Raw genomic sequence first — 10,613 nt, forward strand, 5'->3', positions numbered from 1 at the left:
AAAAAGAGTTTGGGACATAACAAAATGATTGCTTCTAAGAGACGAACAATAGCTGTTCCAATCTTTTTGGTTTGTCTGAACACGTTCGTTCCATTGCGCTACGGCCACTCGCTTTCCGCGGGGAGGAACCTGAGCTTCCTCGCTGCGCTGCGGGATCTCAGTTTTCCCTCTCTTTCCCGCAGGAGTCGAGTGTCCTACGCTCCATTCCCCCCTGTTTCCAACATTGTTTTCACAATCAACAAAAAACCTGAACGATTAAAAGTGAGAAACTCTCAATCGTTCAGGTTTATCATTGGCTGAATTACTTATGTCCCAGCCTCTTCATTATTTTGAAATAATCGGTCCGCCCATTTGTGAAATTTCTGGAGCTACATTTGCAAAGCGCTCAAAGTTCTTTGTGAACTTTTGTGCTAATTGATGAGCTTTTTCTTCATATAAATTTGCATTCTTCCATGCTTTTACTGGTTGAAGTACTTCATCAGGGACACCAGGAACATGTGCAGGAATCTCAAGTCCAAAGATAGGATCTTGAACTGTATCTACGCTAATGAGTTCTCCTTCTAACGCTGCTTGAACCATTGCGCGTGTGTAAACTAGCTTCATTCGCTCTCCAACACCATACTCTCCACCAGTCCATCCCGTATTCACAAGATAAACATTTACGTTATGCTCATCAATTTTTTTACCTAGCATTTTAGCATAGGCTGTAGGTGGAAGAGGTAAGAATGGTTCACCAAAACAAGTAGAGAACGTCGCCTGTGGCGCAGTAATTCCGCGCTCTGTTCCCGCAAGTTTACTTGTATACCCACTTAAGAAATGATACATTGCTTGTTCTTTTGTTAGTTTGCTAATTGGAGGTAAAACTCCAAATGCGTCTGCTGTTAAGAAAACAATTGCCGTAGGATGTCCTGCAACGCTCGGTAAGATTGTGTTATCAATTGCTTGAATTGGATAAGCAGCACGAGTGTTTTCTGTTAAGCTATTATCATTATAGTCTGCAATTCTAGTATTCGAGTTAATCACAACATTTTCTAAAACTGTTCCAAATCGAATGGCATTAAAAATTTGAGGCTCTTTTTCTTTTGATAGTTGAATGCATTTTGCATAACAACCGCCTTCAATGTTAAATACGCCTGTACTAGACCAACCGTGCTCATCGTCACCAATTAGTCTTCTGGTAGCGTCAGCTGATAATGTTGTTTTTCCGGTGCCAGATAGTCCAAAGAATAGTGCAACATCACCTTCTTTGCCAACATTAGCTGAGCAGTGCATAGGAAGTATATTATTTTGAGGAAGTAGGAAATTCATTACTGAGAAAATAGATTTTTTCATTTCACCTGCATATTCCGTTCCACCAATTAAAACAACTCTTCGTTCAAATGAAATAATAATAAATGTCTCTGAATTTGTCCCATCAATGTCTGGAACAGCTTTAAAAGTAGGAGCAGATACAATTGAGAATGATTCAGCATCACTTTTTAGCTTCGTGTCTTCTGGACGAATAAATAGTTGGTGAGCAAACAAATTATGCCATGCGTATTCATTTACGACTTGGATTGGAAGCTGATATTTATCATCGGCGCCCGCATAGCCGTTAAACACAAATAGCTCATTTTGTTCTTTTAAATGTTCTAATACTTTTTTATAAAGCGCGTCAAATCGTTCAGATGAAAACGGTTGATTCACATCTCCCCATTCAACAGTATGAGATGTTAAGGAATCGCTTACAATGAATTTATCGTGTGGGGAACGACCCGTATATTTTCCTGTTTCAACTTGAATAGCACCTGTAGAAGTCAATACGCCTTCTTGTCGCTCTAAAATCTTTTCGACTAATTGAGAAACAGATAGTTGGTGATTCACTTTTTCAGATTCCAGGAGATTGGCTAATTCAATAGACATATTAACAGTACTCATGTGCACTACCTTCCTTTTTTTAAAATGATGTTTAAATGTACAATTAGTATAACACATTACTTTCAATAGTCTATACTATTCGAATGAAAATGTTAAAATGTTGCGAATTTTTTTGTTTTAGAGAGCATAAAACGTTTTTGTGAGATGATCTTACTAGTGAAAGGTTTCTGTAAATAATAGGGGAGGAAAATACAACCCTTAAGTGATTTTCATAGGAATGTTATTGACATAACAGAGCATTTTCCTGTATGATATGTCCTTGAACGGATACTCTCTTATCCCGAGCTGGTGGAGGGACAGGCCCTATGAAACCCAGCAACCATCACCCATTTCCATAGAGGTGATAAGGTGCTAACCTGATGCAAGGGAATAAACCTTGATCGATAAGAGTGAAAGGCTTATGCAGAACTTGATACCTTTCCTCGATACAAGGAAAGGTTTTTTATATTGAAAAAATGTAAATGAACCACAATAAGGGAATGAGTACCGTATCACAATGTATCATATTTAAAGGAGGAAAACCGATGTCAACACAACGTCGTCTGTTTACGTCAGAATCTGTTACAGAGGGGCATCCAGATAAAATTTGTGACCAAATTTCTGACTCAATTCTTGATGCTATTTTAGCTGAAGATCCAAATGCTCGTGTTGCTTGTGAAACAAGCGTAACAACTGGTTTAGTATTAGTAAGTGGTGAAATCACAACATCTACTTATGTAGATATTCAAAAAACAGTACGTGATACAATCAAAGAAATTGGTTATACGCGTGCAAAATATGGTTTTGATGCGGATACTTGTGGAGTAATCACAGCAATCGGTGAGCAATCTCCAGATATCGCTGCTGGTGTAGACCAAGCGTTAGAAGCTCGTGAAGGTTCAATGTCTGATGAAGAAATTGAAGCAATCGGAGCTGGTGACCAAGGTTTAATGTTTGGCTACGCTTGTAATGAAACAAAAGAATTAATGCCGTTACCAATTTCTTTAGCTCATAAGTTAGCGCGTCGCTTAACAGAAGTGCGTAAAGAAGAAATTTTACCTTACCTTCGTCCAGATGGTAAAACGCAAGTAACGGTTGAATATGATGAAAACAATCAACCAGTTCGTGTTGATACAATCGTTATCTCAACTCAGCATCATCCAGAAGTAACGTTAGAGCAAATTCAACGTAACTTAAAAGAATATGTAATCAATCCAGTTGTTCCACAAGAATTAATCGATGAGAACACGAAGTACTTCATTAACCCAACAGGACGTTTTGTAATTGGTGGTCCTCAAGGTGATGCAGGATTAACAGGTCGTAAAATTATCGTTGATACTTATGGTGGATATGCTCGTCACGGTGGTGGCGCATTCTCTGGTAAAGATGCAACAAAAGTTGACCGCTCAGCAGCATATGCAGCACGCTACGTTGCGAAAAATATTGTAGCTGCAGGATTAGCTGATCGTTGTGAAGTTCAGCTTGCATATGCCATTGGTGTAGCTCAGCCAGTTTCAATCTCTATTGATACATTTGGAACAGGTAAAGTAACTGAAGAAGTATTAGTTGAAGTAGTACGTAACAACTTTGATCTTCGTCCAGCTGGTATCATTAAAATGCTTGATTTAAGACGCCCAATTTATAAGCAAACAGCAGCATACGGTCACTTTGGTCGTACTGATGTTGAGCTTCCTTGGGAGTTCACTGATAAAGCAGAAGCTTTAAAAACTGAAGCTTTAGCTAAATAATGAAAAGTCGCTGTCTCAAAAGAGACAGCGACTTTTTTTTATTGAACAAATTCTAACCCATTGTTTGATTTAGTAGTGACTGCTTCATAGCGAAGCAGTAATTGGTCAAAAATAGAATCCCAAGATTGCGTAAGAGCATAGCGACGAGCAGCGTCTCCAAACCTTAGTCGAAGCTGGGAGGACTCTAACAAAGTACAAATGGATTCAATAAATTCTTCAAGTGAATTCGGGGTGCAGAGGTAGCCATTCTTCTCATTGCTAACAATATGTTTTACTCCCCCTGCATTAGCAGCAATAACAGGCGTACCGCAGGATAATGCTTCTAATACAACGTTACCAAAGGTCTCCGTTTCAGAAGGAAATATGAATAGGTCGGAAGCTGCATATAGTTTAGCTAAATGCTCATGTTCTAAGAAGTCGATGAATGTAATGGATTCACCCGCTTCTTGCTGCAGCGCTTCCTTGCTAGGCCCACCTCCAACAATAAGCCACTGTACTTGGTGACGTAAATGGTCAGGAAGTAAGCGAGATAGCTTTAATAAAAATGCTACGTTTTTTTCAGGAGATAAACGTCCAACATATGTTAAGATATAAGGCTTTTTTATATTGTATTTTATGCGGATATCAAATTTATCGTAGTAGGGATGAAATAAATGATGATCGACTCCTCTAGACCAGATAGATATAGATTTAAAGCCTTGATTTAAGAGCTGCTTTTTTGTTTCAAGAGAGGGAACAAAAATCTCTTCAAACGGTTCGTAAAACCATTTCATATATCTCCACAGAAGAGGAGATAAGTGTCCTAACTTGTAGCTTGGAAGATAGTGTTCAAAGTCAGTATGATGAGAACCAACTAAAGGAATACTAAGCTTTTTAGCCACATGAATGCCACTAAGTCCCATTGAAAAAGGAGTAGCAACGTGCATGATTGTAGGATTGAACTCCTTTATTTTTTTCTTCATCTTTATAACATTCGGTAAGGCAAACCGACATTGTGGATAAAGAAAGAATGGTATACTTAATGAATGATTAATGGATAATGGACTAAATGTGGGGGACGATGATTCAGGTGCAAAAACCTCATAGTCAATTCGTTGACGAGATAAATAATAAGTAAAGCGCTCTAATGTTTTTGCGACTCCGTTGATCTCAGGAGAAAACGTATCTGATATCAATGCAATCCTCATCCTACCACCTCCATTTTGATTTAGTAGAACAACTGTAGACCGATAATTCCAGAGAATATACCTAACAACATGCCTGCAAATACGTCAGTAGGGTAATGGAGCCCTAAATAAATCCGCGAAACTCCTACTAAAAAAGCAAGTGGAAATAAAAATAAAATTGAAACAGGTACCGCAATCATGATAGGTGCTAGAAACGAAAAAATGGCTGTTGTATGTCCAGATGGAAATGAATGATCTTGTAAAGGATTATCCAATACTTTTGTTTCTTTTAATTGAAGGTAAGGACGTTTTCTTGGATAAATTTTTTTGGTAATCGCCACAGGGATATGGCTGATTGCTAGAGATAAAGCGCATGCGTAAGCAAGCGGTAAAGATGCACGATCAATACATAGCATGAGGAGTAGCGCTAGGCCAATCATTGAAGTTGCACCACCGATATGTGTAATCGTACGAAAAAAAGTGTTGAGAGGCTTGAAGTCGAAATGTTTATTCACAATTTGAAATAAGTGGCACTCCCAATCATAAACTTGACGAATTAGTTTTGTTCGCATATAGCAACCTCCTTTAAGCCCATTATGTTCATAGCTAAAGTAATCGGTGACGATGAAACGTTAAAAAATTATATGTTTTTGTTTCTCAACGAATGTATAGTCGCTATGTTATATTGTAAGAAATATTTGTAGAGCTAGTGCTAATATTGTGTAAAGAATGTGTGGATTTATTTAGTGCATACTAAGTAAGGCCGCTACACAAAAAAACAAGCAGTGGCATTGACCACTGCTTGTTGCATTAGCTGTTAATCGGGTTAATTGATTTATAATATTGTCCTTTTTCAACATACTGCGTGCGAATTCGGTTCATATCTTTTACATCTTCATCTGTTAATTCACGGACAACTTTAGCAGGGCGACCTAGTGCAAGTGTATGAGGTGGGATTTTTTTACCGGGTGGGACCAAGCTACCGGCTCCGATAAATGCACCTTCTCCAATTTCTGCTCCATCTAAAATAATTGAGCCCATTCCAACCAGCGCATTTTTGCGAATAAGTGCGCTATGTAAAATAACTTGATGGCCGATTGTTACATCATCTTCAATGATAAGCGGCAAATTAGGGCTTTGATGAAGTGTAGATTGTTCTTGAATATTGACACGCTTTCCAATAATAGTCGGTGAAACATCTCCGCGAATAACAGTATTAAACCAAATGCTACTTTCATCGCCAATCGTGACATCACCTGTAATCGTTACGTAATCAGCGATATAGCATGTGGGTGAAATAGCTGGTGTTTTTCCTTTATAAGGATAAATCATGCGTTCATCTCCTTTATTAGTTGAAAAAAGAGTAATAATCTTCTAATGTAAGTGTACATAGTTTTTTTAAACAGGTAAATAGCAAATGAAAGGGAGTAACTCAAATGCGTAAGTGGGAAACAGAAAATCCAAAAGGTGTGGTAGTCATTGTTCACGGCGCAGCTGAGCATCAAGGACGGTACCGCTGGCTAGTTGAAATGTGGCGTTCAGTCGGCATGAATGTTGTGATGGGGGATCTTCCTGGACAAGGTCTAACAACAAGAAGAAGAGGACATATCTTATCATTTGACGAATATGTACATGAAATTGAAAACTGGGTAAAAGAAGCACAAACTTATGATTTGCCTATTTTTTTATTAGGTCATAGCATGGGTGGGCTTGCCGTTATTCGAACGCTCCAGTTGAAGAACTTACCAATATGGGGAGCGATTTTATCATCGCCATGTCTAGGACTTAAAGAACAAGTTCCGGCTTATTTAGACGTTTTATCTAAAGGGTTAAATAAAGTAATGCCAACGAAACTGTTTGACTTAGGCTTAACTGTAGAGAAAGCAACGAGAAATCCAGAAGTAAGAGACGAAGACCAAAATGATTCATTGTATGTGACAAAAGTTTCCGTTAGGTGGTATCGCGAGCTTGTAGAAGCGATCAATATGGCATTTCGTGATATTGAAAAGATGCCTGATGTTCCACTTCTTGTTATGCAAGCGGGAGAGGATAAAATTATTGAAAAATTAATTGTAAAGCAATGGTTTGACGAAGTAGATCTAAGCGAAAAAATCTATAAAGAGTGGCCTCAGCTTTACCATGAAATTTTTAATGAACCTGAACGAGACTATGTTTTCACATATGCAAATAGCTTTGTGAACCTTCATATTTGACGAAGCTTGAAACAACGGAGGTGGGGAACCTGTGAAGATACCGTCTCATCCCTTTTCTTTAATGGGGAAAATTTATCGAGGCATCATGCCAACTGTACATGAAGAGCTGAAACAGTGGCGTTTGAAAGCAGAAAAAATACCAAATATGGAACTGCGAACGCAAGCTTTAGATAGCATTGATACCAAAACCTTTCACTGTGAAGGAGGAGGTATACTGGCCATTTTGGCAAAAGAACAAATGAAAACCTGTATTCGCTTTATCGTTGCGTATCAGACCATTAGTGACTATTTAGACAACTTGTGTGATCGCAGCAATTCGCTCGATCCAAAAGATTTTGCAGCGCTCCATGAATCTATGCCAGACGCGTTAACACCTGGTGCACCATTAAAAGACTATTACCGCTATAGAGATGATAAAGATGACGGTGGATATCTTAATGAGCTGGTTCTGACATGTCAACAGACGCTGGAAAAAGCACCTAAGTACGCTATTGTAGCGCCGTACTTGATTGAATTGGCTAATTATTATTGTGACTTACAGATACATAAACATGTAAAGATAGAAGAACGTGTACCTAGGCTTGAGAAGTGGTTTTCAGAGCATAAGGAGTCATTGCCATCGATGTCATGGTATGAATTTTCAGCATGTTCGGGTTCGACGCTCGGTATCTTTTGTTTAGCTGCGTATAGCTTTACAAAAGGCTTTACAGTGCAACATGCAGAGCAAGTACGCAATGGTTACTTTCCTTATATTCAAGGGTTGCATATCTTGTTAGATTATTTAATCGATCAAGAGGAAGACGTTGAAGGAGGAGATCTAAACTTCTGCTTCTATTATCCTCATCATCAAGATATGATGAATCGATTTCTACATTTTGTCACAAAGTCTGGCGAGCATGCTCAACATTTACCAGATGCTCATTTTCACCGTTTTATTTACCAAGGTTTACTTGGTGTTTATTTATCAGATCAAAAAGTTCGGAGCCAAAAGGAAGTAGCTCGAAGCGCTAAAAAACTTATAAAAGCAGGTGGGTCTTTGAGTTATTTCTTCTATGTCAACGGGCGATTATATCGAATGTTAAAAAGATAAGCTTTTGCCAAATGGCAAAAGCTTATCTTTTTTCAATGGCCACAATAAATGGCGGATTATTTTGTTGGTTTATAAACTGGTAGCGTAAAACATGAACGATTTGTTGGTCAAGATTCGATACATAATGAAGCACATCATCACGTTCTATCTGTCCTTGTTCATGTCCGTGATAAATAACAAGTACGATAATCCCCTCGGGTGCTAATAGTTCAATCAGCTGCTCAATCGCTTGAATGGTGGACGTTGAGAGAGTAACAATTTTTTTATTTCCACCCGGTAAGTATCCAAGATTGAAGATTGCACCTGTTAGGTTACCATGTAAATGAGTTGGAATATGTTTTTTTAAACGACTATGGCTATCTTTTATAAGAGTAACTTGTTGTTCAATCCCTTGTTTAGCCAATCGTTCAGACGTATTTTGAATTGCTTCATCTTGGATATCAAATCCGTATACATGTCCACTTGCGCCCACTAATTTTGCTAAGAATGACGTGTCGTGACCGTTTCCAACGGTCGCATCAATGACCGTATCACCTTCGTTAACAGCACTTGTTAACAGCGTGCGAGCAAAAGGAAGAATGCGTTCAATTTTCATAATGCTGAAACACCCTTTGCAAAGAATTTTCCTTGGTAGCTACCTCGACGTTTGAGCTCTTGGTCAATTGTGTTTAATACATTCCATTTATCCACGCTCCACATCGGTCCAATCATCAAGTCAATTGGGCCATCTCCTGTAATGCGATGAACAATCATCTCTGGTGGTAAAATTTCAAGCTGGTTGCACACAAGGCTGATGTAATCATCAAATGATAAAAATTTGAGTAGGCCTTTCTCATACTGCTTCACCATTGGAGTGCCTTTTAATAAATGAAGTAAGTGAATCTTAATGCCTTGTACATCCATTTCTGCTACTTCCCTTGCAGTTTCCATCATCATATCTTGAGTTTCAAGAGGAAGGCCATTAATAATATGAGCACAAACGCGAATCCCATGCTTTCGAAGCTTTGCAACACCCTCTAAGTAACATGCATGGTCGTGTGCACGATTAATTAACGCAGAAGTACTCTCATGAATCGTTTGTAGCCCTAGCTCTACCCATAAATACGTACGTTCGTTGAGTTCTGCTAAATACTCAACTACGTCATCTGGTAAGCAATCTGGGCGGGTAGCAATGGATAATCCGACAACGCCTGGTAATGCTAAAACTTCTTCATATTTTTGGCGTAATTCTTCGACTGGTGCATGTGTATTTGTGAATGCTTGGAAGTAAGCAATATATTTTCCGTCTTTCCACTTATGGTGCATCTTTTCTTTTATCTTGTTAAATTGTGTAGTCAAGCTTTCAGTGCGATTTCCAGCAAAATCTCCAGATCCCGCAGCGCTACAAAAGGTACATCCACCGTATGCAACGGTTCCGTCTCGATTAGGACAGTCAAATCCGCCGTCTAACGCCACTTTAAATACTTTATGACCAAAGTGTTGTCTTAAATGGTAGTTCCATGTGTGATAACGTTTATCCTCCGCTTTATATGGAAATGGGTTTTCTTGACTCAAGTCAATACCCTCCTTTATCTATGTACAGTACGTGTCTTAAATACAACATCAAATTGTATCAGAAAAAAAGAAAAGTTCCAAAGGCAATGTGAAATTCTATATTTTACAAATGATTTTTTCTAGAGATATGTCGTAAATTTGTCCAAAGATGAGCAAAATACATCTGAAACTAAAGAGTGTGGAGGGAGATAATCATGGCAACACGTCAATCAGTAGATAAGCTTCTTCAGCAATGTGAAGATGCGCTTCGATATGCGCAAAGTCAATTATCTGAAGGCATGAAACAAGAACATTATAATGATACAGAATATACAAAAGCACAGCTTGGCCTTGAAAATGCATATAAAGAACTTGAAGAGCTTGCTCATAGCGCAAATGATCAACAGCGTGAACAGCTTTATCGCATGCGCCTTCAAATTCAGCAAACGCAAAATCAAATGATCCTAACTGAACATTAAGGGGGGAAATAGCGATGGCTACTCGTTCAAATCAGAATAATCCAGAGCAAAAGACAAAAGATGGAATCAATAATAACGATATTGAAGTAGGTAAAGATTTCGATCCAGTAAAAGAGTTAAAGGCTCGTAACAGCAAGCGTGCACAGCCCGATAAATCAAAAACCAAATAAGGTAAAAGAGGCTGGGACATAAGTAATTCAGCCAATGATAAACCTGAACGATTGAGAGTTTCTCACTTTTAATCGTTCAGGTTTTTTGGTTGATTGTGAAAACAATGTTGGAAACAGGGGGGAATGGAGCGTAGGACACTCGACTCCTGCGGGAAAGAGAGGGAAAACGGAGATCCCGCAGCGCAGCGAGGAAGCTCAGGTTCCTCCCCGCGGAAAGCGAGTGGCCGTAGCGCAATGGAACGAACGTGTTCAGACAAACCAAAGAGATTGGAACAGCTATTGTTCGTCTCTTAGAAGCAATCATTTTGTTATGTCCCA

Annotated in this window: 12 protein-coding genes and 1 riboswitch; of the genes, 6 read left to right on the top strand and 6 right to left on the bottom strand. The window is 38.8% G+C overall.

Going from position 1 to position 10,613, the window contains the following annotated elements; translation table 11 throughout:
• Positions 1–324: 324 nt before the first annotated feature.
• Entirely contained in the window at positions 325–1,917 is a 1,593-nt protein-coding gene (pckA, locus tag AS180_RS19810; RefSeq protein WP_025909522.1) for a phosphoenolpyruvate carboxykinase (ATP), read from the bottom strand.
• 272 nt (positions 1,918–2,189) lie between these two features.
• Positions 2,190–2,307, top strand: a riboswitch (SAM riboswitch).
• A 134-nt stretch (positions 2,308–2,441) separates the two neighbouring features.
• Between pckA and metK the strand changes: the two genes are divergently transcribed.
• A complete protein-coding gene (metK, locus tag AS180_RS19815; RefSeq protein WP_025909521.1) occupies positions 2,442–3,644 on the top strand; it encodes a methionine adenosyltransferase in 1,203 nt (400 codons plus the stop codon).
• A 38-nt stretch (positions 3,645–3,682) separates the two neighbouring features.
• Here metK and AS180_RS19820 read toward each other — a convergent pair whose 3' ends face one another.
• The 3 genes from AS180_RS19820 to AS180_RS19830 form a co-directional block, all read right to left on the bottom strand.
• Positions 3,683–4,831: a glycosyltransferase family 4 protein gene (locus AS180_RS19820; RefSeq protein WP_062687390.1), complete on the bottom strand. Its 1,149-nt coding sequence runs from the start codon at positions 4,829–4,831 to the stop codon at positions 3,683–3,685.
• 20 nt (positions 4,832–4,851) lie between these two features.
• Positions 4,852–5,382, bottom strand: coding sequence for a phosphatase PAP2 family protein (locus AS180_RS19825; RefSeq protein WP_025909519.1), 531 nt, complete (start codon positions 5,380–5,382; stop codon positions 4,852–4,854).
• A 238-nt stretch (positions 5,383–5,620) separates the two neighbouring features.
• Positions 5,621–6,142 carry a gamma carbonic anhydrase gene (locus AS180_RS19830; RefSeq protein ID WP_025909518.1) on the bottom strand — a complete coding sequence of 174 codons (522 nt, stop codon included), beginning with the start codon at positions 6,140–6,142 and terminating at the stop codon, positions 5,621–5,623.
• A gap of 104 nt (positions 6,143–6,246) precedes the next feature.
• Here AS180_RS19830 and AS180_RS19835 point away from each other — a divergent pair, with 104 nt between their 5' ends.
• On the top strand, positions 6,247–7,023 hold the full coding sequence (locus AS180_RS19835; protein WP_025909517.1) for an alpha/beta fold hydrolase: 777 nt from the start codon (positions 6,247–6,249) through the stop codon (positions 7,021–7,023).
• Positions 7,024–7,054: 31 nt separating this feature from the next.
• Complete coding sequence (locus tag AS180_RS19840) at positions 7,055–8,113, top strand: tetraprenyl-beta-curcumene synthase family protein (protein WP_025909516.1); 1,059 nt, start codon at positions 7,055–7,057, stop codon at positions 8,111–8,113.
• A 22-nt stretch (positions 8,114–8,135) separates the two neighbouring features.
• On the opposite strand, the gene AS180_RS19845 is transcribed toward AS180_RS19840, so the two are convergent.
• Together AS180_RS19845 and AS180_RS19850 are read right to left on the bottom strand one after the other, a co-directional pair.
• The gene (locus AS180_RS19845) at positions 8,136–8,708 is read right to left on the bottom strand and encodes a tRNA 5-(aminomethyl)-2-thiouridylate-methyltransferase MnmM (protein ID WP_025909515.1); all 573 of its coding nucleotides are present in this window, start codon (positions 8,706–8,708) and stop codon (positions 8,136–8,138) included.
• Complete coding sequence (locus AS180_RS19850; RefSeq protein ID WP_025909514.1) at positions 8,705–9,667, bottom strand: tRNA modification radical SAM protein MnmL/YtqA; 963 nt, start codon at positions 9,665–9,667, stop codon at positions 8,705–8,707. The genes AS180_RS19845 and AS180_RS19850 overlap by 4 nt, the downstream gene beginning before the upstream one ends.
• 194 nt (positions 9,668–9,861) lie before the next feature.
• On the opposite strand from AS180_RS19850, the gene AS180_RS19855 reads away from it, so the two are divergent.
• The 3 genes from AS180_RS19855 to AS180_RS22925 form a co-directional block, all read left to right on the top strand.
• Positions 9,862–10,125 (top strand): YtzC family protein, encoded by a 264-nt coding sequence (locus tag AS180_RS19855; protein ID WP_025909513.1) that lies wholly within the window; start codon positions 9,862–9,864, stop codon positions 10,123–10,125.
• Between the two features lie 14 nt (positions 10,126–10,139).
• Complete coding sequence (locus AS180_RS19860; RefSeq protein WP_025909512.1) at positions 10,140–10,295, top strand: hypothetical protein; 156 nt, start codon at positions 10,140–10,142, stop codon at positions 10,293–10,295.
• Between the two features lie 85 nt (positions 10,296–10,380).
• Positions 10,381–10,613 (top strand): hypothetical protein (locus tag AS180_RS22925; protein WP_139109247.1); only part of this gene is annotated, 233 nt, incomplete at its 3' end.

It is taken from the genome of Priestia veravalensis (assembly GCF_001457055.1).
Taxonomy (GTDB): Bacteria; Bacillota; Bacilli; order Bacillales; family Bacillaceae_H; genus Priestia; species Priestia flexa.